The organism is Marinobacter sp. M1C, assembly GCF_023314135.1.
GTDB lineage: Bacteria > Pseudomonadota > Gammaproteobacteria > Pseudomonadales > Oleiphilaceae > Marinobacter.
This window is the reverse complement of the sequence record NZ_CP092289.1, coordinates 4183845-4210030: the sequence shown is the minus strand read 5'-3', so window position 1 is coordinate 4210030 and position 26186 is coordinate 4183845. Positions and strand designations below refer to the sequence as shown.

Sequence of the window (26186 nt, the reverse complement as noted above, 5' to 3'; positions counted from 1 at the left end):
CGCGTGAGTTTACATTACCCCATAAAAAAGCCCGGTCAACGACCGGGCTTTTGCTCAGGGTGTCGTATTACGCCTGCTCGCGGGCTATGGCTCGATACGCGATGTCTTTGCGATAAAACGCACCGTCCCAGCTTATCTTTCCAGCAAGTCTGTAAGCCCGTTGTTGGGCTTCGGTCACAGTATTGCCCAGTGCGGTTGCGCAGAGCACCCGGCCACCGCTGGTGACCACCTGGTTGCCATTCAGCTTTGTGCCGGCGTGGAAAGCTTTTTCGCCCTCGGTTTCGGTTTCCGACAGGCCAGAGATGGCATCCCCTTTGCTGTAGCTGCCGGGATAACCACCTGCCGCTAGAACAATACCCACGGCGGCCCGGGGGTCCCAATCGGAGCTGCACTGGTCCAGTTTGCCGTCAATCGCGGCCTGACACAGAGCCACTAGATCCGACTGCATGCGCAGCATGATGGGCTGGGTTTCCGGATCGCCAAAGCGGCAGTTGAATTCGATCACCCTGGGAGCACCAACAGAGTCGATCATCAGGCCGGCGTACAGGAAACCTTTGTAGGGGTGGCCTTCGGCTTTCATGCCGCGCACGGTCGGGTAGATAACCTCATCCATAATGCGCTGGTGCACCTCGGGGGTTACCACCGGCGCCGGGGAATAAGCACCCATGCCACCTGTGTTGGGGCCGATATCGCCATCGCCCACGCGTTTGTGGTCTTGCGAGGTCGCCATGGCCAGCACGTTATCGCCGTCGACCATGACGATGAAGCTGGCTTCTTCGCCGTCCAGAAACTCTTCAACAACCACGCGGCTGCCGGCGTCGCCAAAAGCGTTGCCCGCTAGCATATCGCGGATGGCGTCTTCCGCTTCGGCCAGGGTCATGGCCACAATCACGCCTTTACCTGCAGCCAGGCCGTCAGCTTTGACCACAATAGGCGCGCCTTGCTGGCGCACGTAGGCCAATGCTTCATCCACGTCGGTAAAGTTGCCGTAGGAACCCGTGGGGATTTTATGGCGCGCCAGAAAGTCTTTGGTAAAAGCTTTTGAGCCTTCTAGTTGCGCGGCGCCGGCGCTGGGGCCAAACACCCTCAGGCCACGCTCTTCAAACAGATCCACAACACCGGCAACCAACGGCGCCTCGGGCCCGACGATGGTCAGGCCGACGTTGTTGCTGGCGGCAAAGTCAGCCAAACCGTCCAAATCCATCACATCAATGGCGACGTTTTCCACACCGGCTTCAGTGGCGGTGCCGGCGTTACCGGGCGCTACGAAAACGGTGTCGGCCAGTTCCGACTGCGCGGCTTTCCACGCCAGGGCGTGTTCGCGCCCGCCATTACCAATAATCAGAATATTCATGATGCGGTCCCTACGGGTTAATGGCGGAAATGGCGCATGCCAGTGAACACCATAGCAATGCCGTGCTCGTTAGCGGCGTCGATCACTTCCTGATCACGCATGGAACCACCGGGTTGGATCACCGCGGTAATACCGGCGGCGGCGGCGGCATCAATACCGTCGCGGAACGGGAAGAAGGCGTCAGAAGACATGACCGAGCCTTTTACTTCCAGGCCTTCATCGGCGGCTTTAATGCCGGCAATCCTGGCGCTGTACACGCGGCTCATCTGGCCTGCGCCCACGCCGATGGTGCGGCCCGCTCTAGCGTAAACAATGGCGTTGGATTTGACGTATTTGGCCACTTCCCAGGCAAACAGCAAATCGTTCAGTTCTTCTTCGCTGGGCTGGCGTTGGGTGACCACTTTTACATCAGCCATGGCGACCATGCCCAGGTCACGTTCTTGCACCAGCAAGCCGCCGGTCACGCGTTTGTAATCCAAAGCCGGGGCGCGCTCACCGTCAAATTCGCCGCAGGCCAGCAAACGCACGTTTTTCTTGGCGGCTATCAGTTCTACTGCTTCGGCGCTGATGCTGGGGGCGATGATCACTTCCACAAACTGGCGCTCAATAATGGCTTTGGCGGTCGCTGCGTCCAGCTCGCGGTTGAAGGCAATGATGCCGCCAAACGCCGAGGTGGGGTCTGTTGCATAGGCCAGCTCGTAAGCTTGCAGAATGTCGGCACCAATGGCTACACCGCAGGGATTGGCGTGCTTGACGATCACGCAAGCCGGGTCGGCGAAAGGTTTTACACACTCGAGCGCGGCGTCGGTGTCGGCCACGTTGTTGTACGACAACGCCTTACCTTGCAGCTGGGTGGCGGTGGCCACACAGGCTTCTTTCGGGTTGCGCTCGGCGTAGAACGCGGCGCGCTGGTGCGGGTTTTCGCCGTAGCGCATGTCCTGCACTTTCACAAACTGGGCGTTGAAGGTGCGCGGGAAATCCGGGTTGTCGTTATCGGCGGTGCGCCCGCCCAGATAGTTGGCAATAGCGCCGTCGTAGCCCGCGGTGTGCTCAAAGGCTTTTACGGCCAGATCGAAACGGGTAGCAAAGGTCAGTTCGCCATCGTTACTTTCCAGTTCTTTCAATACCCGGCTGTAATCGCGGGTATTCACTACTATGGCCACATCGTTGTGATTCTTGGCTGCCGCGCGAACCATGGTGGGGCCGCCAATGTCGATGTTTTCAATGGCGGTCGCCAAGTCGCAATCCGGATTGGCTATGGTGTCTTCAAACGGATAGAGATTCACCACCACCATGTCGATGGGGTCTATGCCGTGTTCGGCCATGACGGCGTCGTCGGTGCCACGGCGGCCCAAAACGCCACCGTGAATTTTCGGGTGCAGGGTTTTTACCCGGCCATCCATTATCTCCGGAAAACCGGTGTAGTCAGACACCTCGGTGACCGCGACGTTGTTTTTCTTAAGCAGACGAAAGGTGCCGCCGGTGGACAGCAACTCTATGCCGCGCTCGCTGAGCGCGCGACCAAATTCAACAATGCCGGTTTTGTCACTGACACTGATCAGCGCGCGACGAACGGGAGTATTTGCCTGATTTGCCATGGGTCACTTTCTTCCGGATCGGATGTCGGGTTTAAAGCAGATCGTATTGCTTGAGCTTCTTGCGCAGGGTGCCGCGGTTCAGGCCCAGCATGGTGGACGCTTTGGTCTGGTTGTTGCGGGTGTACTTCATCACCTGTTCCAGTAACGGAGCTTCTACTTCTGATAGCACCAATTGATAAACCTCGGTTACCGGAGCGCCATCAAGCTGGGTGAAGTAGTTGGTCAGTGCAATTTCTACGCTGTCACGCAGGGTGACTGGGTTGCCGCTGGTGCCAACCGTTTGCAGTTGGTGAATGTCATCATTGGCGGATGCGTTCAGGGTGTCGTTTGCCAAAGTTTCAGCTTTCATGCTGCGAATACCTCTTCATTTCGTAAGCTTGCGAAATACTGTTGAATGCTGTTGTGCTGCTCCAACGCGTCGTTTATGGCATTGAAGCGTTGCCGGAAGCGTTTGTCTTGGTCGTGGCTTTGCAAATACCAGCCCACATGTTTGCGGGCAATGCGCACACCCATGGTTTCTCCATAAAAATCGTGCAGTGCCAGCAGGTGCTCGCTCAATATCGTTTCCACTTCATCCAGTGGCGGCGGTTTCATGTGTTCGCCTGTTTCCAGAAAATGCAGGATTTCCCGAAAAATCCAAGGCTGGCCCTGAGCCGCGCGGCCAATCAGCAGGCCATCAGCCCCGGTGTATTGAAGCACGTCGCGCGCTTTTTCCGGGCTGGTGATGTCGCCATTGGCGAATACCGGAATACCAACGTCGGACTTCACCCGGGCAATGGTGTCGTACTCGGCATTGCCCGTGTATTTGTCGGTGCGAGTGCGGCCATGTATGGCCAGCGCCTGAATACCGGCTTCTTCTGCCATGCGCGCAATAATCGGCGCGTTGCGGTGATCCTCATCCCAACCGGTGCGCATTTTTAGGGTCACCGGTATGTCTACGGCGGCTACTACCGCCTTCAGAATCTGCAGCACCAGAGCTTCGTCTTTCATCAGTGCAGAGCCGGCCGCTTTATTACAGACTTTTTTGGCCGGACAACCCATATTGATGTCGATGATCTGGGCGCCAGACGCAGCGTTCATACGCGCCGCCTGCGCCAGCATCTCTGGATCGCCGCCGGCAATCTGCACCGAGCGGGGCTCAGGCTCACCTTGATGATTCAGGCGGCTGCGAGATTTCCGGGTGTGCCACATTTTGCTATCAGCAATCACCATTTCCGAAACGGCCAGCCCTGCGCCCATACGCCGGCACAACAGCCGAAAAGGCCGGTCTGTCACACCGGCCATGGGCGCAACAATCAGCGGATTGGGCAAGGTATACGGCCCGATTTTTGCCGTTGGCAGCATGATCTGAATCCGTGTTACGGAAGTTAACGCAAGGCCTGAATATCGGTGAATTGTTCAATAATTGAACGGCCGAATTCCGGAGGGCGCTAATGATACCGCTGGTGCGGCCGCGATTGAAGAGGCAAGGCCGTGAAAAAATTGATTATTTTTCGTGCTTTTTGATTGACTTTTGTGTGCTTGTCGAAAGCCTGCAAGTCGAGTTCGGCCAGCGAGCTTGCGCTGGCTTACTCGGCCTGTGAGCGGAAGTCGATGTTGTAGCTGACCGCCGTTTGTCCCGGGTCTTGAATAGCGATGGCGATGCGTATTGGCGTCTGCGGCGGCATTTCCCGCAACTGTGCGCCCTGGTCCGCCAGGTAGTCTGCAGGGCTGAATACACGCTGTGTAACCTCTTGCCCGTTCAAGTCTGCGAAGGTGAGAACAATGGCCGGAAACGGCTGTGCGAAGGCGGCACGGTTGATAATCACTGCGTCTACCACCAGTTCGCTGCGGTTGGCAGGGTTGGTTTTTACCACCAGTTTGCGGCTGTCTATGGCGCTCATGTCTATCAGCGGTGGCAGCGTGCAACCGGCAAGTTCGCAGCCTTTTTCGTAAAAAGGACGCAGCTGGGGAATTTTGGAAAATTTGTCAAATTGAACCCAAGCCAACTGTGAGGCGATCACCCCGAGAATGGCCAGAACAATCAGTGACCAGGCCAACGCCCGAATTTTTCCGCTGTGATTGGACTGAACCGGAATGGGTTCCTGGCGAAGATTGCTGTAAAGCGTATGCTGCGGTCGGGCGCCGCTCTCGGCGTAAATCTGATGCTCGGACGGCAACGGCCGGCTGTCGCTGGGTTGCGCGAGGCCTTGTGTTTCAAGATTTTGAGCTTCAGCAAGTGGTTCATTCTTGGGTGGTGTTGATTCGGCGGGTGGGGCTGAGCGCCTTGGGCTGTTGTGGCGACTGGCTTCATCCAGAATGGCGTGGGCCCAGCTTTCATCCGAATCCGGGTTTATATCGCTGCTGCTGTCGCGGTCATCGCTATAAACACTGTGGTCCATGGAGCGAAAGCTGTCGCTGAGCTCGTCTTCGGCAAACGTCATGTCGGCTTTAATGTAAGCGCCGTGGGCTGCATCTTCTTCCGGGTTGTCCGCAAACACCAGATCGGCGTCCGGGTCCGGGTTGATAACCGGCTCCGGGGGTGTTGTGATGACAGGTTTTCGCTCTTTGATGCGATTCTCTAAGGCATTGAAAATCTTCATACAGCTGCCGCAGCGCACTCGCCCCTTGGCAGCCTCCAGTTGCTCCCCGGTTACCCGGAAACGCGTCTGGCAGTGGGAGCACTGAGTTTGAAGGTTGCTGGAAGCCATTCTAAATCCCTGAATACAAAGAAACTGAATGCACGGTCGTCTAAATCTTTGGCCTTACCGCTTGATCAATCGTGGCGTCGCCCTGTGAGCCGTATCCATTCACCCTGCTGTTCTGGTTCATCCATAATAAACCAGGGTTCGTAAGCCACCATCACATCGCGGGCCTGATGATTGAGAATGCCAGACAGCACAATGTCGCCGCCCGGGCGGGTTTTCGCTGCCAGGTGTGGCGCCAGTCCGATCAGTGGCTGAGCCAGAATATTGGCGAGCGTAATGTCGGCCAAGGCGTCGGGTTCGTCTTTCGGCAGATACAAAGACAGCCTGCTTTCGTCTACGTCGTTGCGGCGGGCGTTTTCACGGCTGGCTTCCAGCGCCTGTGGGTCGGTGTCGACTCCCATTACATGGTCAGCACCTAGCAACAGTGCAGCCAGGCCTAAAATGCCGGAGCCACAGCCATAATCGATCACTTGTTTGCCCTTTACATCCGCGCCGTCTAGCCACTGTAGGCACAGAGCCGTCGTGTCGTGGGTGCCGGTACCAAACGCCAGGCCTGGGTCCAGCAGCAAATTGGCTGCGCCCGGGTCAGGCGCGTCGTGCCAGCTGGGTACTATCCACAAACGTTCGCCAAAGCGCAGGGGGTGGAAATCGTCCATCCAGGCCCGCGCCCAGTCTTTATCTTCAACCAGCGTTACGTCTATGTCCGCCAGGCTCTGCTGGGTTTGCTGGTGCCAGGCGTCGCGGATGTTGGAACACAACTCGGTAATATCGTAACTGGACTGAAACAGTCCGGTTACGGTGGTTTGGCTCCACAAAGGTGTGGTGCCATGGTCCGGCTCGTACAGAGGCTGGTCAGCGGCGTCTTCCATCGACACCGCATCGGCACCCATTTCCATCAGCACATCTTCGAGCTGATCGGCGCTGTCTGGGTCAGCCGAAATCTTTAATTGTATCCAGGGCATGGTGCTTCCCGCATTGTCGACGCAGGACTCAGTCCCGAATCAGTTTTTCAAGGTAATGTATGGTGAAGTCTACCTGTTTAAAGCCGCCATCGCGCACCAATCTGCGGTGCAGCGGCTGATTGGTTTTAATGCCTTCAACCACCATCTCGTCGAGGGCGTTTTTCATGCGCCGGCGCGCTATTTCGCGGTCGTCACCCCAAGTGATCAGTTTGGCGATCAGCGAATCGTAGTAGGGCGGCACGGTGTAACCACTGTAAAGGTGCGAATCCACCCGTACACCGTTACCGCCGGGCGCATGAAAATGCTTCACTTTACCGGGGCTAGGCACAAAAGTTTGGGGGTCTTCTGCGTTGATCCGGCACTCGATGGCGTGCCCGGTAATCTTGATGTCGTCCTGCGTGTACTGCAACGGCAGGCCGCTGGCGATACGCAGCTGTTCGCGCACGATATCCACGCCGGTCACCATTTCCGATACCGGGTGTTCAACCTGCACCCGGGTGTTCATCTCGATGAAGTAGAAACCACCGTCCTGATACAGAAATTCGAAGGTGCCGGCACCCACATAGCCAATTTCCTTACAGGCATCAACACAGGCTTTCAGGGTTCTTTCCCGGGCTTCGGGGTCAATGCCCGGCGCCGGCGCTTCTTCCAGCACTTTCTGGTGACGGCGCTGGAACGAGCAGTCGCGGTCGCCCAAGTGAATACAGTTGCCATGCATGTCGGCCAATATCTGTATTTCAACGTGACGCGGGCGTTCAAGGAACTTTTCAAGATACACGGTCGGGTCGCCAAACACGCTGCGCGCTTCGGTCTGGGTAATCTGTACGGCCTTGAGCAATGCCGCTTCCGAATGCACCACCTGCATGCCGCGACCACCGCCGCCCGATGCGGCTTTAATAATCACCGGGTAGCCGATTTTTTTAGCGACTCTAAGAGTCAGGTCGTCGTCGTCGGTTAGCGCGCCGTTAGAACCTGGAACCGTTGGTACGCCTGCACTGATCATGGCGTTGATGGCCGACACTTTGTTGCCCATCAGCCGAATGGTCTCGGCTCTGGGGCCGATAAAGCGGAACCCGCTTTTTTCGACCTGCTCGGCAAAGTCGGCGTTTTCCGCCAAAAAGCCGTAACCGGGGTGGATGCCCACTGAGTCGGTTACTTCCGCTGCGCTGATGATGGCAGGGATGTTCAAATAGCTGTCGGTCGGGCTGTTGGGGCCGATACAGACGGTTTCATCGGCTAAGCGCACGTGCATCAGGTCGCGGTCGACCTTGGAGTGCACGGCTACGGTTTTGATACCTAATTCTTTACAGGCGCGCAAAATCCGCAGGGCGATTTCACCGCGGTTTGCGATCAATACTTTTTCTAACATAGCCATGGCTCACAATCACCGGGTTCAGGAAATGACGATCAGAGGCTGGTCAAACTCCACCGGCTGGCCGTTTTCGACCAGTATTTCGGTGATGGTGCCACTTTTGTCAGCTTCAATCTGGTTCATCATCTTCATCGCTTCCACGATACAGATAACATCACCGGCTTTGATGGATTGGCCCACGGCGATGAATTCCGGCGCGGTAGGCGATGGCGCACTGTAGTAAGTGCCCACCATAGGTGAATTAATGGTATGGCCCTTGGGCGCTGCAGGCTTGCTTTCATGGCCAACCGGGCCCGGTGCTTCCGGTGCTGGTGCGTACATAGGCGCGGCATGCTGTGGTGCCATGTGACTAACGTAATGCGTGCCGGCTGGCTGCTCACGGCGGCGCGAGATACGCACGGAATCATCGCCCTCGTGAATTTCCAGTTCTTCGACGTCGGATTCGTCAAGCAGTTCGATCAATTTCTTGATTTTGCGAATATCCATGATTTGTTCAGCCTCTTTTGTAAGGTCTAGTTAATGCGTTTGTTTGAGTGCGGCCTGAAGCGCCAGGTCATAGCCCTGGCTGCCGAGGCCGCAGATAACGCCTTTGGCGATATCTGAGAAATAGGAGTGGTGCCGAAAGGCTTCCCGCTGGTGCACATTGGACAGATGCACCTCAATGAACGGTATGGCAACCGCCAACAGCGCGTCACGCAATGCGACGCTGGTGTGGGTAAAAGCCGCCGGATTAAATAGAATATAGTCCACACCTTCTACCCTGGCGGCGTGAATGCGTTCAATCAATTCATATTCGGCGTTTGATTGCAGGTGGAGCAGATGATGGCCCGCGGCTGCAGCGCTGCTCTGTAGCCGCTGATTAATGTCTGCGAGAGTTTCGTGGCCATATACCTCAGGTTCGCGGGTGCCTAGCATGTTCAAATTTGGCCCGTGAAGCACGAGAATACTTGCCATAAAAACGAATACCTTTGTTTTACAGAATTGCCAAACTTAGCGACACAATGCGCCCATGGTGCGCACTTATGCTGCTCATATCAATACTTTTTGATAAATTTGGATGGTGATCAGGAGCCTTAATGTGACCTAATGCAGGCCCAGCCGTTCTGATACCGCCGATTATTGTCAGACAGCTCTGTAACAGCGTCCATAAGACGTTGGTTCCATATAGAGCAACCTATTGGCGGATTTGGCGTACGCTTACTACAATAATCAACGTTATCGCGACTATTATAAGGCAGGTTCGCCATTTGTGAGCGTCGCACGCAACGCCAAACGCCCGGAGCAGTTCATTTATGACCAAGGCACGCGCCCGGATGAGTCTGCAGTCAGCCCGCATGGATCGCCAGCGAGGCAGTTTTTCGCTGCGCACTTTGCTGCTGCTGTTCACTGGGGTGTTGTTGGTAGCGTTGCTGTTGGCCAGCGTGGGCGCTAGCTACGGTTATTTCCGCGAGTACGTCAGCAGCCAGCTGGCTGGCCACGCCCAAGATGGCGCTACCGCCGTTGGTCTGTCCCTATCAAACGCCATTGACGGCCGCGACCCCGTTGCATCGAACTCGCTAATTGATGCCGTATTCGACAGCGGGCGTTACTTATCTGTTGAGTATCTTGATCATTCGGGCGCTGTGGTGGCTGGGCGCCGTATCAGCCTTAGTAAGGTTGACGCACCTGCCTGGTTTGTTCATTTCGCAGACTTGCCGACACCGGTCGCCACGGCCCAAGTGGTGCGGGGCTGGCAGCGCTTGGGTCTGGTTAATGTGGTCAGTCATCCCGGTCGGGCGTATCAGGACCTTTGGCGCATCGCAGCGGCGCTGGTTTTGAGTGCCGCCGTTATCAGCAGTATTGGTCTGCTATGTCTGTGGTTGTTACTGCGGCAGACTCTGCGGCCGTTGCATGCACTGGAGCGCCAGGCTGACGCTATTGGTCGGCGTGAATTCCGCCAACGCATTCGGGTGGCAGGCGCCCGTGAGCTACGCCAGGTCACCGTGGCCATGAACACCATGACCGATCAGCTGGAAAAGCTGTTTTATGGGCAGGCACGGCTGATCCAGCAGCTGCGCAAGCTTAACAATGAAGATCCGGTGACCGGCCTCGCCAGCCGCACCGCTTTTGACCAGCGCCTGAAAGTAGAGGTGCTGTCTGAAGAGCGATCGGCGCCGGGCGTGCTGCTGATTTTTCAGTTGTCGCAGTTTGCCAAGTTCAATGTGTCGCTGGGGCGCCAGGAGGGTGACCGGCTTTTGGCCCGCCTGGCCAAAATCATCGAACACTTTACTCGCCAGCACGCCGATGCCTTCGCGGGCCGGCGCATGGGCGCCTCGTTCGTGCTGTATCTGCCCGGTGTCAGCTCTGACGATGCCTTACCTTGGTGTCAGTCACTGCTGGCGGATATTGATGACGCCTACAGTGCCATTGCCAGGCCCTTGGCTGTAGCAGTGCACGGGGGGTTGGCGCCGACCGTTCAAGGCGGCGGCGTGCTGGAGTTGCTGATTGCCGCCGACAACGCCCTGCGCCAGGCTCAGTCGCAGAGCGAGTCTGGCTGTCGCCTGCTGGTTCCCGGTGACGGCACGCAGCTAGGCGCTGAGGCCTGGCGCTTAACGTTGCAGGAAGCTCTGGCGCAGAAGCGTTTCGCACTGTGGCTTCAGCCCGTGATAAATTGTGCAGGGCCGGTTCATGGTGAGCCGCTTTACCATCAGGTATTTTCGCGCATTAATACCGCCGATGGCGCGCTAAAGGCCGCGCTGTTCGTGCCTATGGCGGAGCACCTCGGGCTGATTGCGGCTATTGACCGCCAACTGGTGCACAGCGTTCTGGAGCATCTGCGGCAGCGTCCGCAGATGCCGCTGGCTGTTTCTTTGGGCAACGCCTCAGTTACAGACCCACAGTTTCAGCAGGACCTGCTGGTAGAATTAAAAGCAGCAGGAGCGGTGGTCCGTAACCTGTGGGTGGGCATTTCGGAATTGGCCATTCATCGCCACCGCGAGGAAGCTACCCGGCTCGTGCAGTCGCTGAACGACTTGCAGGTTCCGGTGGTAGTTGATCGTTTTGGCGTCGGCGGAGTGCCGTTTAGCTATTTGAAAAATCTGCGACTGGCAGCTCTGCGCATTGACAACAGCTTCACCCACGGCATTAACGAACATGGCGATAACCGCTTCTTTTTGAAGTCGGTTGTTGATATTGCCCACAGTAGCGGTGTGAAAGTGTTTGCCAGCGGCGTGGAAACCGTTGAGGAATTCAAAGTACTGTGTGATTTGGGCATTGATGGTGCAATGGGCTACCATCTAGGGCGTCCATTCACCGCAGAAAACCACCAATTGATAGGGGAATAATACGCTTATGCCAGGCAAAATCAGGCAGTATTTCAAGGACAAAAAAGGCGATGCCCGGGACTCCTCCGGTGGTGGAATGGTGGGTAAGTTGCTGCTTATCATTGTGGTGGTTTACCTGCTGATTGCCATGATCGTGGGTATGTACTGGAGCAGCGAGCCCGACAGTTTTTCGGTGCGTGAACACACCCGCGCAACCGCCAACGCCATGCAGCGTGAACCGGTAACCGGCTTTGCCACTACCGCGACCATGATCCGCATTGCGGAAACCCTGCTGGATAAACCCGGCGGTTACATTACCAACGACATTTTCCCTCCCGGTGTTTGGCTGGATAACATGCCTAACTGGGAATTCGGCGTGCTGGTGCAGGTACGTGATCTGGCCCGAGCCATGCGTCAAGACATCAGTCGCGCCCAGAGCCAGTCTTCGGAAGACGCGGACCTGATTATTGCCGAGCCCCAGTTGCACTTTGATAGCGATAGCTGGGCGATTCCCTCAACCGAATCTGAATACCGTCGCGGGATCACCGCTTTGAAGCGCTATTTGGATCGGCTGTCGAGCCCTGATCAGGCCGATGCGCAGTTCTATACACGTGCCGATAGCTTGAACAGTTGGTTGGCCGACCTGGAAACCCGTTTGGGCAGTTTGTCCCGCACCCTGGGTGAGAGTGTGGGTAAAGCCTCCATCTCTGAGACGGTAGCGGATTCGGAAGGCCAGGATCCGCTGGATGAACGGACCGACGGCGCTGATGTAAAAACCGACTGGACCAAAATAGACGATGTGTTTTACGAGGCTCGCGGCAGTTCCTGGGCGCTACTGCACATATTCCGCGCCATTGAAGTGGATTTCCGCAAGGTATTGCAGGACAAGAACGCTACGGCCAGCGTTAAGCAGATCATCATTGAGCTTGAGGGAGCGCAGGGCGACATGTGGAGCCCGGTGATTCTCAACGGCAGTGGCTTTGGCATAATGGCCAACCATTCGCTGACTATGGCGGCCTATTTGTCGCGGGCCAACGCGGCGATCAGTGACATGCGGGCGTTACTGTCGCGGGGCTAGTAATTGTCTCCCGCTGATGTGCAGGCAACAAAAAACCGGGCTTGATGCCCGGTTTTTTGTGAACGGTATAAAGCGATACGCTTTTAGCCGCCGTAAGCTTTGATGGCGTCAACAATGGCTTTTTTCGCAGCTGCTGCGTTGTCCCAGCCTTGGATTTTCACCCATTTTCCGGCTTCCAGCGCTTTGTAGTTTTCAAAGAAGTGATGAATCTGGTTGCGCAGCAGTTCTGGCAAGTCCGTCACGTCTTGTACGTGGGCGTAAGCCGTGGTCAGTTTGTCGTGGGGCACTGCGACCAGCTTGGCGTCGCCGCCGGCTTCGTCTTCCATGTTGAGTACGCCTACCGGGCGACAGCGAATCACACAGCCCGCCTGAACCGGGTAGGGGGTAATGACCAATACGTCCAGGGCATCACCGTCGTCGGCCAGAGTGTGGGGAATAAAACCGTAGTTGGCCGGGTAGAACATGGGTGTAGCCATAAAACGGTCTACCAGCAAGGCGCCCATGTCTTTGTCCAGTTCGTACTTCACCGGTGAGCTATTGGCCGGGATTTCAATGGCGACATAGATATCGTCGGGTGCATTTTTGCCGGCAGGGATGTTATCGAAGTGCATCGGGTGGTCCTTCCTGGGTAGGGTTAAAAAGTGAGCGCTATTGTACGAAACTGCGCCGCTCTGTGAAACTAAACGTTGGTCTGGCATGGCAGCCGGCCTTGGCTGCCATGCCAGTCGAGTGGGTCAGCCGCGCTTGAGAGTCTGTACGCCGGTTTTTGTACCCAGCAGCAGAAGATCGGCGGGGCGGCGGGCAAACAGGCCGTTGGTGACCACACCTACAATCTGGTTCAGGCGTTCTTCCACCTGAATCGGGCGCGACAGGTCCAGATTATAGACGTCAATAATGATGTTGCCGTTGTCGGTGGTGAAATCATCGCGGTACACCGGATCGCCGCCAAGTTTCACGATTTCCCGGCCGACGTGGCTGCGGGCCATAGGCAACACTTCCAGTGGCAGTGGGAATTCACCCAGAATGTCCACTTTTTTGGACTCGTCGGCAATGCAGATAAACGTCTGCGCCACTTCCGCCACAATTTTTTCCCGCGTGAGCGCGCCGCCGCCGCCTTTGATCAGTTCCAGTTGTTCGTTGACTTCGTCTGCGCCGTCTACGTAAAACTCCAGATCTGCGGTGCTGTTCAGCTCATAAACGGGAATGCCGTGGCTTTTCAGGCGTTCAGCGGTGGCTTCGGAGCTGGCTACGGCGCCGTCAAAATCGTTGCGAATGGCCGCCAGCAAATCAATAAAGCAGTTGGCAGTGCTGCCGGTGCCCACACCAATGATGCTGCTGCTGTTCAGGCGGGGGCTGATGTAGTCGATAGCGGCTTTGGCGACCGCTTGCTTCAGTTCGTCCTGGTTCATGGTTGAGCCCGTTGCGGAAAATGAATGGGATGCTTGCAGTATACAGCGTCTGGACGGGCTGCTTATAGACGGTTGCGGGTAAAACTTTCTACACTACGGGCTCTTTCGGTGGTGCCCTACGCCAAATCTCTTTCGAATCACGCCTAATTCATTCTTAAATTACATTGCGGAATCGACATGTCCCAACGCTATATCAAGAAAATACTGAATGCCCGCGTTTACGATGTTGCTAATAAAACGCCGCTGACCGAGGCCGTTAGCCTGTCGCGGCGCTTCGGCAACAACATTTTTTTGAAGCGTGAAGATTTGCAACCGGTATTCTCGTTCAAGATTCGCGGGGCCTACAACAAGCTGGTGCAGTTGTCGGAGGAGCAGAAGGCCAAGGGGATAATCTGTGCGTCTGCCGGTAATCACGCCCAGGGTGTGGCCTTGTCGGCAAAAAAACTGGGCATCAAGGCCGTCATCGTAATGCCTCAGACGACGCCAGAGATCAAAGTGAAGTCTGTGCGTGGGCACGGTGCCAAGGTAGTGCTCAGAGGCGACGCTTTCGACGAAGCCGCGGCCCACGCCCACGAGCTGATTGAAAAGCATGGTTACACTTACATTCCTCCCTACGATGACCCAGACGTGATCGCCGGTCAGGGCACGGTCGCCATGGAGTTGTTGTTGCAATTCAGCAAGCCCATCCACGCGGTGTTTATCTGTGTAGGCGGTGGTGGGCTGATTGCCGGTATGGCCGCCTACATAAAATATCTGCGCCCGGAAATAAAAGTGATAGGTGTAGAGCCGGAAGACTCAAACTGCTTGCAGGCAGCCATGAAAGCCGGCGAGCGGGTAATACTGGATGAAGTTGGGATATTTGCCGACGGTGTGGCGGTCAAACAGATTGGTGCCTACCCGTGGGAAATCTGCAAAGATCACGTAGACGAAGTGATCACTGTATCCACCGATGAAATCTGTGCCGCGATCAAAGACATTTTTGAAGACACCCGTTCCATTGCCGAGCCCGCCGGGGCACTCGGCGTGGCCGGTATAAAAAAATACATAGAACGGGAAAAAATCGAAGACGAAAATCTGATCGCGACCCTCAGCGGCGCCAATATGAACTTTGACCGTCTGCGTTATATTTCGGAGCGCACCGAAATCGGCGAGAAGCGCGAAGCCATCCTGGCGGTGACCATTCCGGAGAAGCCCGGCGCGTTCAAAACCTTTATCAACGCTCTGCACAAGCGCAGCATCACCGAGTTCAATTACCGTTACGCGGATAGCAAGCAAGCCACGATATTTGTTGGCATTCAGATTCAGGCCGGTGGCCTGGGCCGAGACGAACTGGTGCGGGAACTGCGCGAAACCGGTTATTTGGTACTGGACCTGACAGACAGCGACTTGGCCAAGCAGCACATTCGCCACATGGTGGGGGGGCACGCTCCGGGTATCAGCAATGAAAAAGTGTTTCAGTTCGAGTTCCCCGAGCGTCCCGGTGCCCTGCTGAAGTTTTTGATGTCGCTTGGCACGCGTTGGAATATTTCGATGTTTCATTACCGCAATCACGGTGCGGCGTACAGCCGCGTGCTGTTAGGCGCTGAAGTGGACGATGACGAAGTGAGGGACTTTGAGAAAATGCTTGAGAAGGTCGGTTTCCGCTATGAAAACATGACCAATAACGAAGCCTACCAGCTGTTTCTTGGAGCAGGAAACGGCAACAGCCACTCTAGCTGATGGCGTCGCGGGCGCTGAGTGCCTGCTTGGACCTTTGAGTGACTGAAAGTTAATCTGTCAAAAATTGTAAAATGGCGGGGGAATGATAATCTTCCGTCATTCTACTAACGGCGGCATCAGCCCTCCGTTTCCTGTATGAGTTACCATCGCAGTTCCGGAGTTAAGAAATGGGCCGCAAGCCAGATATGATCCGCACCATCGCACTGATATTCGCTGCTGGCCTTATTATTACCGGATTCACCTCGCTGCAAGCGTCTGAACAGAGCCCCCGAGCGGCGGAGCCTTGGTATCAGACCACTACCCGATAACAGCCACGCTCGGTAACCACCGAGTGCAAAGGCACATCCCAAGGCTCAATCGGTAAGCTATCCACCCGCTGAAAATCATGAGCCAGGCCAATCAGCTTGGGTGCGAGTCTTGGCCGAGTGCGGCTGAAGGCAAATGTCCGGTCGTAAAACCCCCCGCCCATGCCCAGCCTTCCTCCGCGCTCGTCAAACCCTACCAGCGGAAACAATATTGCGTCCATCGCCCAGGCTGGCCGTTTCAGGCCGGCGCTAAACGCAGGTTCCGCGATGCCAAAACGATTGGGGCGCAGGCGGGTGTGCGACGTGTAAGGGCTGAATACCAGCTTCCCGGGGATTAGCGGATGCAATACCGGTAAGTAAACGCGTATGCCGCGGCGGCGCGCAGCCTGCATATAGGGCAGCGGGCTGATTTCACCGTCGTTTGGCAAGTAAATGGCAATGTGGCGGGCGCGATAAAGGTCAGGGTTGGCTAACAGGTGCTTGGCCAGTTGCTGCGATGCGTGTCTTTGCTGCAACGGAGATAGGGCGTTGCGTTGTTGGCGCAAGTGTCTACGCAACTGATTGCGGGAAGTATCCAAGTGTGCAGAAGACGATAAAAAAGAGGGGTGGGCGATGCTGTCGCTCAAAATAAAGCTTCCCGGGCTGCCGTTATCGGATGTAGGCCCTTGAACCCGAAGTTCAAGGTCGGTGGCCGCTGTGACATATTAGGCTTTCCCCCGCAGGGGACATGCACACAATGCCCTAAAGTGGCCACCTGGGTAAAGCGCATCGGCTCGAGGACGTACCCGACGAGCGTACAGCCCAGGAAGGTGATTCCATTATAGGGTCAAGATGGGGGCTTATTGCAAGTGCTCTTGGTTATTCCGTTAAAAATCGTCGCTTGTTACTGTTTTATATGATTTTCTTGTTACTTTAGGGCGACGTTTAGCTTGTCGTCCATGGCCTTTAGCAAGGTGCTGCTGCCTTCTGACATGGTGTCGCGCTCCAGCATTTCGTTGGTGATATTCAGCGCCGCCATCACCGCAATTCGCTCGGTTCCAAACACCTTACCGCTGTTACGGATCTCCCGCATTTTACGGTCCAGATGTCGTGCCGATCGCAACAAGGCTTCCTGTTCCTCCTCGGAGCAGGTAACCAGGTATTCCTTGTCGAGAATTCTCACCTCAACAGTCGATTTGGTGGACATTAATGCTGCTCCAGTGCCCGCAGGCGGCCTATCATGGCTTCAAGTTTGGTTTTTGCGAGGTCATTCTTGTGAGCCAGCTGGGCACGCTCGCGAATCCAGTTTTCCTGGCGGTTTTTCAGTGCCTGGTTTTCCAGTTCAAGCTTGCCGTAGCGCTCAAGAAGCTGATCCAGCTTGTCCGCCAACACCTTTACTTCGGGCTGTTCCATGGGGCGCCTGATCTCGATGAGTGATAATAATCAACAACTATAAGTGTGCGCGGGATACCGGTCAATTTACAGCTCTGTTATCCCCTTTTGAGTAAAGGTTTCAGGCGTCATCCAGTACTTGCCAACCAGGCCGTCGACCGCGGCGCCAAGCGCTCAGCGCCGGCACTAAGCCAATCACCAGCGCTGCAACCGGCACCGCTGCCAGCAGAACCCACTCGACCTGATTCAGTGGGCGCAGTGTGAGCAAGACGCCGTAGTTGGCTTGCAACCAAGGGCTGACAGTGGCTATACCGGCAGCGCCCAGCGCCAACGCTAAAACGCAGGCCAGCAGCGCGATTGCCAATGATTCCAGCAGATACAGGCTGGCAATCAAACCCGCAGAGGCGCCGGTTGCGCGAAGTGTGGCGATTTCGGCTGATCGCTGGGCCTGCAACGTTAGCAACACCGTGGCCAGGCTAATCAGACATACCACAACCACAAAGCCGGTGATGCCCAGCAGCGCTTTTTCAAACTGGCCCAACAGGCGCCAGAGCTCGCTTAGGGCGACACCGGGCAGTATGGCGGTTAGCGGCTCTTTGCCATAGGTGTTGATGTCGCGCTGGATACGAAAGGTCAGTACTTTGCGTTCTACGCCGGCAAACGCGGCGGTAATGTTGGACGGGGTAAAATTGCGTTGTTTGGCCTGCTCCAGGGTTAAGGTGCGCCCGGGAATGCCAACGCCAGACTCCCATCCCACATGCATGGCTTCCATGCTGTCCAGGCTGATATAAACCGCTTGGTCTACCGGCGTGCCTGTGGCATCAAGCACGCCGCTTACGGTAAACGGTGTGCTGTTGTGGCGGGCGAAGCTGACGCTACCACCGCCGTGACCCATAATGAGTTGGTCGCCAACGTTATGATTGAAAGCCCGGGCTACATCGGCGCCCAATACCACCTCAAACAGATCGTTAAACCACTGGCCGCGTTGCAGTGCCAGCGGCTGGCTGCGGCCATAGCGAAAGTGCTCGAACATGGCGCCGGTGGTTGCCACTACGCGGTGGCCGTTGTAGCTGTCACCCAGGGAAATGGGGATCAGCCAGCTTAAGCGTTCGTCATCTTTCAGGTCTTGATAACTTTGCCAGCTCAGGTTGTTCGTCGCATCGCCAATGTGAAACACGCTGTATAACAAAAGGTTCAACTGACCGCTGCGGGCGCCGATGATCAGATCTGTATTGCTGATGGTGTTGGTGAACGACTGGCGAATTTCGCTGCGCACATACTGGATGCCCAGCAGCAGGCTCACGCTGAGCGTGAGCGTGAGGGTAACCAGCAACAGTATCCGCCGGCGGTGCCAAAGGCTGGATTTTGTGAGTGTCAGAGCAAGGTGGGCTGTCATGCGGGTGGTCATGAGGATAGCCATGAGGGCTGCTCCAGTTCAATCTGGTGGTGAAAATGGTGTGCCAGGGCGGAGTCGTGGCTGACAAATACCACCGAGGTTTTATTCTGCTGTGCCATCTCTAGCAGCAACTGCATAAAGCGGTCCCGATTGTTGCTGTCCAGCGCCGAGGTGGGCTCGTCAGCCAGAATCAGCTCCGGTGCGCCCATCAACGCGCGGGCGGCCGCAACCCGCTGTTGCTGACCAATGCTCAGCTGCGCGGGTTTTCGGCTATGCAATTCCTGAGGAATGGATAACTCTGTCAGTAGTGTTATTGCCCGCGTGTGAATAGCTGCCTGGGTGTCTGAATGACTGGCGCCTGAGCCGATGCGATCACGTCGAGCGCGGGATAGCTGGCAGGGCAGGGTGACATTAGCCAGCGCGGTCAAATAGGGCACCAGATTGAATTGCTGAAAAATCACGCCGATATGGTCGGCGCGAAAACGGTCTCGTGCCGAGGGTGCGAGGCTTCCTATAGATTTCCCCAGCAGGCGGATTTCGCCGCTGTCTGCGGTGTTTAGCCCTGACAGAAGGCCTAGCAACGTGCTTTTGCCGCTGCCGCTAGCCCCACGCAAAAACAGGTGATCGCCGGCGTTCAGAGTAATGTCCGGAAAAGTCAGGGCAGGCTGGCGCGACTGCCAGCGAAAGCTTAGCTCGTGGGTTTGTAGAGAAGGTAGAGAGGGCAGGGAAAGCGGATTGCCTGCGCTGTCAGAGTCTGGGGTGATCATGTCGGCTGTCGTTTTGGTCATGGTGATTGGTTCTGGCGGGTGTATGATAACGCTTTTCACTCCACGGTTTGGCGGGGTTAAACGAATACATGGTGAATAAGTTGCATAGAGTGAGTCGTGTTCGGCACTGTTTTGCGTTGCCCTTGGGGTTGCTGCTGATGGTGTTTTTACCTTTGGCGCACGCGGAGCTACCGGAGATTGATTGGTTGGATTTGATGCCGGCGGAAGATCTGGCATTGCTAGAGAGCATGCCGGAAATTGTGCACGATGGCGAAGGCCCGCCCTTGCTTCCAGACGAAATTATGACCGGGCGCGTGGTAACGGCCATGGCCAACACCCGGGGCCGTATTCCGGGTTTCGTTGTGCCGCTGAAGACGACAGAGGATATGCGCATTCTGGAGTTTTTCCTGGTGCCTTATTTTGGTGCCTGTATTCATGTGCCACCGCCGCCGCCCAATCAGCTTATCCATATGAAGTACAAAAAAGGCTTCAAGCTGACTGCGCTCTACGACCCGGTCTGGGTTGAGGGTACGATTTTGATTGACCGTACCGAGAATGTGATCGGGACTTCGTCTTATTCCATGGCGGTGGAGTCGGTTTATCCTTATGAGCCCTGAGAGCTGGCTCGTATTTTAATCTCAGATCAAGCTGCTTGAAATTGCCGTTTTGTATCTCTAGAGCCTGAGCTGATCGTTGGGTGCGCTTAGCTTTGTGCTGCCTTGGCCGCTATTGGTGACCCATTCCACGTTTAAATCCTGTATTTCCGGAAATTGGCCCATCAGTGGGGTTGCGAATCCGCCGCTGAAATCTGCGCCCGCGCAATCGAGTACCTGGCTGACTTCAATGTTGGCGTGTTCGTTGTTTGCCTCGTTGTGTGATTCTTCGTGGTCGTGGTGATCTTGTTCAGCTGCTTTTGCGCTGAAATCCATGCTGGCGGATTTCACGGTGCAGTTGCCAGCGTCGGGCGTGACCATTGCCTGGGTTGTTAGCCACTGGCGGGCGTTTTCCAGAGTCTTTTTTTGTTGTTGAGTACGGGGTTGATACTCGAATCCCAGCAGGTTGTGGGCAGGGCTGGTGAGGATCAGGTCAATGCTGTTGTTTTCCACCGCCATCTGCAGCTGGGCATGGCCGTGTTGGTGGGGTTGCTGTTCATTGGCGGTGCTGGTGGTGGCCAGTGCGCACAAACATAGGCTAATGGCGACATTAAGAGAGTTAATGGATTTCAGTGGGGTGCGGGGTGTCATGAGTGGCTCCTATAAAGTTATGTTATAACATATTTAACCGGGCGCGATGAAAAAGCAATAGCAAGTGTAACGAAAGAACAGAAAGTGCCATGCAGGCGCTGCAATGCTAGGATAACGGCAATCTTTATTATTCATCTATCAGGGTTTTTTCATGTCTTTATCCGATGCTTCCGCTGCTCCAAATATCGAGATTTCTGCGGAATTCGAGCGCTGGGCCAATGTGTTTTTGGCACACAAAGCGTTTAGCCACCCGTCTGAGTTACACGGCGTGCTCTGTGGTCGTTTCGCCGCCGGTGGGCGTATGCAAGAAGATGAGTGTGCCGCTGTGGTGTGCGAACATATCGGCCTGGCTTCGACAGCACTGGAAGAGTCGCCGGAGCTTAGGGTGTTCGCCGCGGGAATTTACCAACAGGCCCTGGCGCAGCTGAGCAGTATGGATATGAGCTTTCAGCCCCTGCTGCCAGATGATGATTATGCGCTTGACCAAAGGTTGGAATCGTTAATTTCGTGGGTGCGCGGCTTCCTGGCGGGTATGGCACTGGCGGCGGGTGAGTCACTTGGCGAGGCGCCGGAAGAAATCCGCGAGTTGATGGAAGATATGGTCGCGATCAGCCAGCTGTCTGACGAAGAAGACGCGAGCGAAGAAAACGATCAGCAGCTGGTAGAAATTACCGAATATGTCAGGTTGGGTGCGCTGGCCGTGTTTACCGAGTTTAACGAGCCGGAGCAACCGGCCAAGACGCCCCCTACTCTTCATTAGGACTCATTAAGATTCATTAAAGCTGGTTGGAGACTGTATGACGTCGATGTTACCTGTAAAGGAATTTGCTGAACGCCGCCGCAAGCTGATGGACCACATGGCGCCGGATAGCATTGCCATTCTGCCTTCGGCGCCAGAACGCGTGCGCAATCGCGACGTTTTGCACCCGTTTCGCCAAGACAGCGACTTTCATTATTTAACCGGCTTTGGTGAGCCTGAGTCGGTGCTGGTGTTGATTCCCGGGCGCGCTCATGGTGAATCGGTGTTGTTCTGCAAAGAGCGCGACCCGTTGAAAGAACAGTGGGACGGCTTTTTAGTGGGCCAGGAAGGTGCCGTTGAGCGTTACGGCGTGGACGACGCTTTCCCGATTGGTGACATCGACGACATCCTGCCGGGCTTGATTGAGGGCCGCAGCCGCATTTATTACCCGCTGGGAAAAGACCGTGGTTTTGACACACGTGTGATGGACTGGGTAAAAGTGATTCGCAGCAAAGTGCGCACCGGTGCCCGTCCTCCCGGTGAATTTGCGGCCGTGGAGCATCTTTTGCACGATTTGCGCCTTTATAAAAGCGCGAATGAAATCAAAGTGATGGCCAAGGCCGGCGAAATCTCAGCCCAGGCCCACTGCAACGCCATGAAACTCGCCCGCGAGGGGCTGAATGAATACCACCTCGAAGCCGAACTGATTCATACGTTTCGCCAGCACGGCACCCGCGAGACGGCGTATCCATCTATTGTGGGTGGCGGCGTGAACGGCTGTATTCTGCATTACATCGAAAACAGCGAGCCCCTGAACAACGGTGATCTGGTATTGATCGATGCCGGCTGCGAACTGGAATGCTATGCCTCTGATATTACTCGCACGTTTCCGGTGAGCGGTCGGTTCAGCAAGCCGCAAAAAGCGCTTTATGAGGTGGTGTTGAATGCCCAGTACGCTGCGATTGATGCCGTGCGCCCCGGCAATCACTGGAATCAGCCCCACGAAGCGGCTTTGAATGTGCTTACCCAGGGCCTGATTGATCTGGGCCTGATTGCGGGGCCTGTTGATGACGCCATTGCCAATGAAACCTTCAAGCCGTTTTTCATGCATCGCACCGGCCATTGGTTAGGGTTGGACGTGCACGATGTGGGTGATTACAAGGTGGGTGATGCCTGGCGTCAGTTAGAGCCGGGCATGGTCATGACGGTGGAACCCGGGCTGTACGTGTCACCGAATAACACCGACGTGGATGAGCGCTGGCGCGGAATTGGTATTCGCATTGAAGACGATGTGGTGGTCACCAAAGACGGCTGCCGCGTGCTGACCAACGGCGTGCCAAAAACAATTGACGAAATTGAAGCATTGATGGCGGGCTGAGCGTGGCGGTAAACGATACGGATACCGATGTCCTGATTGCCGGCGGAGGTCTAGCCGGAGCGACCCTGGCTTTGGCGTTGGCACGCATGGTGCCGCAACTGCGTGTCACCGTGGCAGAGACTTTCCCCCTCACCAGCAACGCTGAGCCAAGCAGCTACCAGCCCAGCTATGATGCACGGTCCACCGCCTTGGCCTGGGGTTCCAGGCTGATTTATGAACAGCTTGGTTTGTGGCCTGCATTTGCCCAGCACGCAGCCCCGATACGTCACATTCACGTATCGGATCGCGGTCATTTTGGTGCTGTCCGCTTGCACGCAGCAGAATACCGCCAGGATGCCTTGGGATACGTAGTGGATAACCGCTGGATGGGCCTGTGTTTGGTGCGTGAGCTGTTAAAAACGCCGGTGCAATGGTTAGCGCCGGCGGAGGTGACTGACATGACCTGCCGCGGTGACGGTGTGCGCGTGACGGTAACCACCGCAGGCGAAGCCAGGGAGCTGAGCGCGCGCTGCCTGGTGGTCGCCGACGGTGGCCGTTCCGATTTGCGTGAGCGCTTGGGATTTCAGATTCGGCACCAGCCCTACGGCCAGAATGCGTTGATTGCTAACGTAACCACCGCCGACAGTCATCAGTTTGCTGCCTACGAGCGCTTCACCGACAGCGGCCCCATGGCGTTGCTGCCCCATGGCTCGCCGACGCGCGCGAGCCATCAGTCAGCGCTGGTGTGGACCTTGTCGGATTCAGAGCTGGAAGAGGTGTTGGCCATGGCCGACGCCGACAAATGCACGCGCTTACAGCAACGCTTTGGATGGCGTCTGGGGCGCTTTAACCGCATTGGCGAATGCCATCACTACCCGCTGGCGCTAACGCTGGTAGACAACCCGGTGCGCCCGGGCGTTGCATTGGTGGGCAATGCTGCTCACAGTTTGCACCCGGTGGCGGGCCAAGGTTTTAATCTGGCCTTGCGCGGATTGATGACGTTGGTCGAGCAATTCCGCCTGGCCAGTGAGCAAGGCAGCAACCCCGGCGAACTTGCGGTATTGCAGCGTTACCAGCAATTACACCAGAGCGACCGCGTGCAAACCGCTGGTTTTTCCGACTCCCTGATTCAGATTTTTGGCTCGCCAATGCCACCGCTCGCGGCGGCCAGAGATGCCGGTTTAATGGGTTTAGACTTACTGCCTGCGGCAAAACGCTGGTTTGCAGGCAGCGCCATGGGTCTTGGCGGTCGCAAAGCCCGCATTCAGCGCCCCGGTTCTCATAACAGCAAGGCGCTGAGCCATGACTGAAGCGCACAGCTCACAAACGCCCGCCGTGGCGGACATTATGATTGTTGGTGGCGGTATGGTGGGGTCGGCCCTGGCTTTGGGGTTGGCGCAACAGGGTTGGCAAATTGTTCTGGTTGAGGCCAGCCCCCTGGCGAGTTTGCAGACCGCTGCGGAGCCGGCGACCGGTGTTGATGATTTCGAGCCGCGTGTGAGCGCCATCTCCATGGCCAGCCAGCGGTTGCTGGAAGGGCTTGGTGCTTGGGCAGAAGTGGCCGCGGGCCGCCACTGCCAGTACCAGATGATGACCGTGTGGGACGCCGAAGGCACTGGGCGCATCGAATTCGATGCCGCAGAGATGCGCGCCGAAGCGCTGGGCACGATTGTCGAAAACCGCCATATTGTGCGGGCCCTGTTTAATGCTCTGGAGGCCAGCCCGGCGACCATTATAAGTGGCGCCAAAGTTGCTGGCTGGCTGGCGAACGGGCCGAATGGAGAGGGTGGAGAGGGTGGAGATGCTCCCGGTATTCGCCTGGAAGATGGCCAACAGCTGCGGGCGCGATTGGTGGTAGCGGCAGATGGCGCGCAATCACAGTTGCGTCAGTTAGTAGGTTTACCTACCCGCGAATGGGATTATGATCAACAGGCCATTGTGGCCACGGTGCGTAGCAAGCAGCTGCACCATTATACCGCGCGGCAAAGTTTCTCCTGCACTGGCCCGCTGGCATTGCTGCCGTTGCAGGCTGACAACGGCGACGAACATTTTTGTTCGATTGTGTGGTCTCAAGACACGCTGGAAGCCCGGCGCCTGATGGCGCTGGATGACGTCGCTTTCAACGCTGAACTGGCGCGTGCCATAGAACTGCCGGCGGATTCGATTGAAGCGATTTCCCGTCGCTTTGCGTTTCCTCTGCGCCAGCGCCACGCCATGGATTACACAGCGCCAGGCTTTGCGCTGGTGGGCGACGCCGCGCACAGTATTCATCCGCTGGCGGGCCAGGGTGCCAATCTGGGTTATGGCGACGTGGCGGTATTGCTGGAGGAATTAAAACGTGCCCGCAAGCTGGACTTGAACCCCGGCGATGCTTTGGTGCTTGGGCGCTACCAGCGCCGCCGAAAATCGGAAAATTTGGCCATGATGGCAGCCATGGAAGGTTTGAAGCAGCTGTTTGGCCGCGACGAACTGCCGTTACGGTGGCTGCGCAATCAGGGTATGAATTGGCTTAACCAGTTGGCGCCCCTGAAAAACCGGCTGGCCGCTGAAGCCATGGGGCTAAAGGACTAAACCTTTTAAACAGAGAATAATCCATGGCCGGAAGCAGCCTATTTGCACTGATTGATGACATTGCTACCATTCTTGACGACATATCGTTGATGACCAAGGCTGCCACCAAAAAGACCGCCGGCGTGCTGGGGGATGATTTGGCGCTGAACGCGCAACAGGTTGCCGGCGTAAAACCCTCGCGGGAATTGCCGGTGGTGTGGGCGGTGGCGAAAGGGTCGCTGCTGAACAAGGCGATTCTGGTGCCTGCGGCGGTGGCCATCAGCTTTTTTGTGCCTTGGTTGGTAACCCCCTTGCTGATGCTCGGCGGTGCGTTTCTGTGTTACGAGGGCGCGGAAAAACTGGTGCACCGGTTTTTGCACAAAGCCGAACACGACCAGCATAAAAAAGACCTGAAAGAAGCTCTGAAAAATCCGCAAGCCGACCTGAAACAAGTGGAAAAAGACAAAATAAAGGGCGCCATCCGCACCGACTTTATTCTGTCAGCAGAAATCATCGCTATTACCCTTGGCACAGTGACTCAACAGCCCATCGGCATGCAGTTCGCTGTGCTGTCAGTGGTGGCGTTTATGATTACCGTGGGTGTTTACGGTCTGGTGGCGGGTATTGTAAAACTGGACGATGGCGGCCTGTACCTGACGAAAAAAGACAGCGCCCTGGCGCAAAAACTGGGCCACGGTATTTTGTGGTTTGCGCCCTATATGATGAAAACCCTGTCGGTACTCGGCACCATTGCCATGTTTCTGGTGGGCGGTGGCATACTTACCCATGGTTTTTCCGCCATCGGCCACGGCATTGAGAGCTTTGCTGAAGGCCTGGGAGAGATGGCCAGCGCAGTATTGCCGATACTGGCCAACGGCCTATTCGGTTTGGTCGCAGGATTGCTGCTGGTGGCGGTACTAACGCCATTGCTGAAAAAATTTAAAAACCGGAAACTCAGCAAAGCTGAGGGTTAGGC

The 26186-nt window shown here is 56.2% G+C and carries 27 protein-coding genes and 1 other RNA gene; 10 read left to right on the top strand and 18 right to left on the bottom strand.

Annotated features, from left to right (window positions below; genetic code table 11):
- Positions 1 to 67: 67 nt before the first annotated feature.
- The 9 genes from purD to aroQ all read right to left on the bottom strand — a co-directional run bounded on the left by purD (position 68) and on the right by aroQ (position 8927).
- Positions 68 to 1354, bottom strand: coding sequence for a phosphoribosylamine--glycine ligase (gene purD / locus MIH19_RS19850; protein WP_249006502.1), 1287 nt, complete (start codon positions 1352 to 1354; stop codon positions 68 to 70).
- Between the two features lie 17 nt (positions 1355 to 1371).
- Positions 1372 to 2952, bottom strand: a complete 1581-nt coding sequence (gene purH / locus MIH19_RS19845) for a bifunctional phosphoribosylaminoimidazolecarboxamide formyltransferase/IMP cyclohydrolase (protein ID WP_249006501.1) — start codon at positions 2950 to 2952, stop codon at positions 1372 to 1374.
- A gap of 31 nt (positions 2953 to 2983) precedes the next feature.
- On the bottom strand, positions 2984 to 3301 hold the full coding sequence (gene fis / locus MIH19_RS19840) for a DNA-binding transcriptional regulator Fis (RefSeq protein ID WP_249006500.1): 318 nt from the start codon (positions 3299 to 3301) through the stop codon (positions 2984 to 2986).
- Positions 3298 to 4296 carry a tRNA dihydrouridine synthase DusB gene (gene dusB / locus MIH19_RS19835; RefSeq protein ID WP_249006499.1) on the bottom strand — a complete coding sequence of 333 codons (999 nt, stop codon included), beginning with the start codon at positions 4294 to 4296 and terminating at the stop codon, positions 3298 to 3300. Before dusB ends, fis begins: the two co-directional genes overlap by 4 nt.
- 224 nt (positions 4297 to 4520) lie before the next feature.
- Positions 4521 to 5642 carry a DUF3426 domain-containing protein gene (locus MIH19_RS19830; protein ID WP_249006498.1) on the bottom strand — a complete coding sequence of 374 codons (1122 nt, stop codon included), beginning with the start codon at positions 5640 to 5642 and terminating at the stop codon, positions 4521 to 4523.
- Between the two features lie 65 nt (positions 5643 to 5707).
- Entirely contained in the window at positions 5708 to 6601 is an 894-nt protein-coding gene (gene prmA, locus MIH19_RS19825; protein ID WP_249006497.1) for a 50S ribosomal protein L11 methyltransferase, read from the bottom strand.
- A 28-nt stretch (positions 6602 to 6629) separates the two neighbouring features.
- Entirely contained in the window at positions 6630 to 7976 is a 1347-nt protein-coding gene (accC, locus tag MIH19_RS19820; RefSeq protein WP_249006496.1) for an acetyl-CoA carboxylase biotin carboxylase subunit, read from the bottom strand.
- 18 nt (positions 7977 to 7994) lie between these two features.
- The gene (gene accB / locus MIH19_RS19815) at positions 7995 to 8459 is read right to left on the bottom strand and encodes an acetyl-CoA carboxylase biotin carboxyl carrier protein (protein ID WP_249006495.1); all 465 of its coding nucleotides are present in this window, start codon (positions 8457 to 8459) and stop codon (positions 7995 to 7997) included.
- A gap of 30 nt (positions 8460 to 8489) precedes the next feature.
- Positions 8490 to 8927, bottom strand: coding sequence for a type II 3-dehydroquinate dehydratase (gene aroQ / locus MIH19_RS19810; protein ID WP_249006494.1), 438 nt, complete (start codon positions 8925 to 8927; stop codon positions 8490 to 8492).
- 338 nt (positions 8928 to 9265) lie between these two features.
- Here aroQ and MIH19_RS19805 point away from each other — a divergent pair, with 338 nt between their 5' ends.
- Together MIH19_RS19805 and MIH19_RS19800 are read left to right on the top strand one after the other, a co-directional pair.
- Entirely contained in the window at positions 9266 to 11296 is a 2031-nt protein-coding gene (locus tag MIH19_RS19805) for an EAL domain-containing protein (RefSeq protein WP_249006493.1), read from the top strand.
- A 7-nt stretch (positions 11297 to 11303) separates the two neighbouring features.
- On the top strand, positions 11304 to 12353 hold the full coding sequence (locus MIH19_RS19800) for a DUF2333 family protein (protein WP_249006492.1): 1050 nt from the start codon (positions 11304 to 11306) through the stop codon (positions 12351 to 12353).
- A gap of 83 nt (positions 12354 to 12436) precedes the next feature.
- Here the strand turns inward: MIH19_RS19800 and ppa are convergent, their stop codons facing one another.
- Positions 12437 to 12964 (bottom strand): inorganic diphosphatase, encoded by a 528-nt coding sequence (gene ppa / locus MIH19_RS19795; protein WP_249006491.1) that lies wholly within the window; start codon positions 12962 to 12964, stop codon positions 12437 to 12439.
- Between the two features lie 123 nt (positions 12965 to 13087).
- A complete protein-coding gene (rpiA, locus tag MIH19_RS19790) occupies positions 13088 to 13762 on the bottom strand; it encodes a ribose-5-phosphate isomerase RpiA (protein ID WP_249006490.1) in 675 nt (224 codons plus the stop codon).
- A gap of 177 nt (positions 13763 to 13939) precedes the next feature.
- On the opposite strand from rpiA, the gene ilvA reads away from it, so the two are divergent.
- Entirely contained in the window at positions 13940 to 15481 is a 1542-nt protein-coding gene (ilvA, locus tag MIH19_RS19785) for a threonine ammonia-lyase, biosynthetic (protein ID WP_249006489.1), read from the top strand.
- 167 nt (positions 15482 to 15648) lie between these two features.
- Positions 15649 to 15789 carry a hypothetical protein gene (locus tag MIH19_RS19780; RefSeq protein ID WP_249006488.1) on the top strand — a complete coding sequence of 47 codons (141 nt, stop codon included), beginning with the start codon at positions 15649 to 15651 and terminating at the stop codon, positions 15787 to 15789.
- Here the strand turns inward: MIH19_RS19780 and MIH19_RS19775 are convergent.
- The 6 genes from MIH19_RS19775 to MIH19_RS19750 form a co-directional block, all read right to left on the bottom strand.
- Positions 15771 to 16412 (bottom strand): 5-formyltetrahydrofolate cyclo-ligase, encoded by a 642-nt coding sequence (locus MIH19_RS19775; protein ID WP_249006487.1) that lies wholly within the window; start codon positions 16410 to 16412, stop codon positions 15771 to 15773. The two genes, MIH19_RS19780 and MIH19_RS19775, sit on opposite strands and share 19 nt — an antisense overlap.
- Positions 16413 to 16416: 4 nt before the next feature.
- Positions 16417 to 16597, bottom strand: a non-coding RNA gene (gene ssrS, locus MIH19_RS19770) — 6S RNA.
- A gap of 96 nt (positions 16598 to 16693) precedes the next feature.
- Entirely contained in the window at positions 16694 to 16972 is a 279-nt protein-coding gene (locus MIH19_RS19765) for a cell division protein ZapA (RefSeq protein ID WP_249006486.1), read from the bottom strand.
- Entirely contained in the window at positions 16972 to 17178 is a 207-nt protein-coding gene (locus MIH19_RS19760) for a TIGR02449 family protein (RefSeq protein WP_249006485.1), read from the bottom strand. The genes MIH19_RS19765 and MIH19_RS19760 overlap by 1 nt, the downstream gene beginning before the upstream one ends.
- Positions 17179 to 17278: 100 nt before the next feature.
- A complete protein-coding gene (locus MIH19_RS19755; RefSeq protein WP_249006484.1) occupies positions 17279 to 18577 on the bottom strand; it encodes an ABC transporter permease in 1299 nt (432 codons plus the stop codon).
- Positions 18562 to 19341 carry an ATP-binding cassette domain-containing protein gene (locus MIH19_RS19750; RefSeq protein WP_249006483.1) on the bottom strand — a complete coding sequence of 260 codons (780 nt, stop codon included), beginning with the start codon at positions 19339 to 19341 and terminating at the stop codon, positions 18562 to 18564. The genes MIH19_RS19755 and MIH19_RS19750 overlap by 16 nt, the downstream gene beginning before the upstream one ends.
- Positions 19342 to 19409: 68 nt before the next feature.
- Here MIH19_RS19750 and MIH19_RS19745 point away from each other — a divergent pair, with 68 nt between their 5' ends.
- Positions 19410 to 19937, top strand: a complete 528-nt coding sequence (locus MIH19_RS19745) for a DUF3299 domain-containing protein (protein ID WP_249006482.1) — start codon at positions 19410 to 19412, stop codon at positions 19935 to 19937.
- A 57-nt stretch (positions 19938 to 19994) separates the two neighbouring features.
- Here the strand turns inward: MIH19_RS19745 and MIH19_RS19740 are convergent, their stop codons facing one another.
- Positions 19995 to 20564 carry a DUF2796 domain-containing protein gene (locus MIH19_RS19740; protein ID WP_249006481.1) on the bottom strand — a complete coding sequence of 190 codons (570 nt, stop codon included), beginning with the start codon at positions 20562 to 20564 and terminating at the stop codon, positions 19995 to 19997.
- A gap of 151 nt (positions 20565 to 20715) precedes the next feature.
- Here MIH19_RS19740 and MIH19_RS19735 point away from each other — a divergent pair, with 151 nt between their 5' ends.
- Genes MIH19_RS19735 through MIH19_RS19715 form a run of 5 tightly spaced genes read left to right on the top strand, consistent with a single transcriptional unit; the run spans position 20716 to position 26184 of the window.
- A complete protein-coding gene (locus MIH19_RS19735) occupies positions 20716 to 21324 on the top strand; it encodes a UPF0149 family protein (protein WP_249006480.1) in 609 nt (202 codons plus the stop codon).
- A 37-nt stretch (positions 21325 to 21361) separates the two neighbouring features.
- A complete protein-coding gene (gene pepP / locus MIH19_RS19730) occupies positions 21362 to 22681 on the top strand; it encodes a Xaa-Pro aminopeptidase (RefSeq protein ID WP_249006479.1) in 1320 nt (439 codons plus the stop codon).
- A gap of 2 nt (positions 22682 to 22683) precedes the next feature.
- Positions 22684 to 23970: a 2-octaprenyl-6-methoxyphenyl hydroxylase gene (gene ubiH, locus MIH19_RS19725; protein WP_249006478.1), complete on the top strand. Its 1287-nt coding sequence runs from the start codon at positions 22684 to 22686 to the stop codon at positions 23968 to 23970.
- Positions 23963 to 25231 carry a UbiH/UbiF/VisC/COQ6 family ubiquinone biosynthesis hydroxylase gene (locus tag MIH19_RS19720; protein ID WP_249006477.1) on the top strand — a complete coding sequence of 423 codons (1269 nt, stop codon included), beginning with the start codon at positions 23963 to 23965 and terminating at the stop codon, positions 25229 to 25231. Before ubiH ends, MIH19_RS19720 begins: the two co-directional genes overlap by 8 nt.
- Before the next feature lie 23 nt (positions 25232 to 25254).
- Positions 25255 to 26184 carry a DUF808 domain-containing protein gene (locus tag MIH19_RS19715; RefSeq protein WP_249006476.1) on the top strand — a complete coding sequence of 310 codons (930 nt, stop codon included), beginning with the start codon at positions 25255 to 25257 and terminating at the stop codon, positions 26182 to 26184.
- Positions 26185 to 26186 lie beyond the last annotated feature (2 nt).